1 protein-coding gene is annotated in these 634 nt (G+C 44.0%); it reads right to left on the bottom strand.

Annotated elements, in window-relative coordinates:
* On the bottom strand, nucleotides 1–600 hold a 600-nt coding region (locus ACS8FC_RS18600), incomplete at its 3' end, for a glyceraldehyde 3-phosphate dehydrogenase NAD-binding domain-containing protein (protein ID WP_439297880.1).
* Nucleotides 601–634: the final 34 nt, after the last annotated feature.

The following is a 634-nucleotide window of genomic DNA, read 5'->3' as shown; positions in this document are numbered from 1 at the left end:
GTTATTATCTTCATCGATACTGATGCCGCCCAAGAATCTACCATGGATTGAGTCACGCTCAAGCAATGAGATACGCTTAGCCAAGTCACCAGCAGCGGCTGGACGTACGACGATCGCTCTTAGTTGTAGACCTTTCGCGCTTGACGCTTGTGACAATAGCAGACGGGTCAAGATACGACCGATACGACCAAAGCCATATAGTACAACGTCTGTTGCGCCATTCACGGCACCAGCGTTGTTGATAGACTGTAGAGCAGATTGTACATCGGTATCATTAGCAATCAATTGACCAACATCGATACGAGTAGCTTGGATATCAGCGTTTTCTGAGATAACTTTTACCATCGCTAAAGTATCAGCGATATCGATAGCTTTGGCATCGTTGTCGCGTAATGCTGCTTTTTGATGTAGCGCAAGTATTTGACCAACTGAAGTAGCGTCTAGCGTTTCGCCAAACAAAGTCACTTGTACGTCTTGCTCATTATAGAGCTTGCTCAATAGCCCCATAAGCTCAATGGCTTGTTGCTCTTGATTGTTGTAGTTTTTTAAGTGGTCTTGATGTAATTGGCGTAAGGTATCAGCGTTGCTCACGAGAAACATCCTTATGGTCAGTAATGTATGATCGATAAAATAT

This window comes from Psychrobacter sp. 1Y4 (assembly GCF_051847555.1).
The sequence above is the reverse complement of the archived record's forward strand: the minus strand, read 5'-3'. Positions and strand labels throughout refer to the sequence as shown.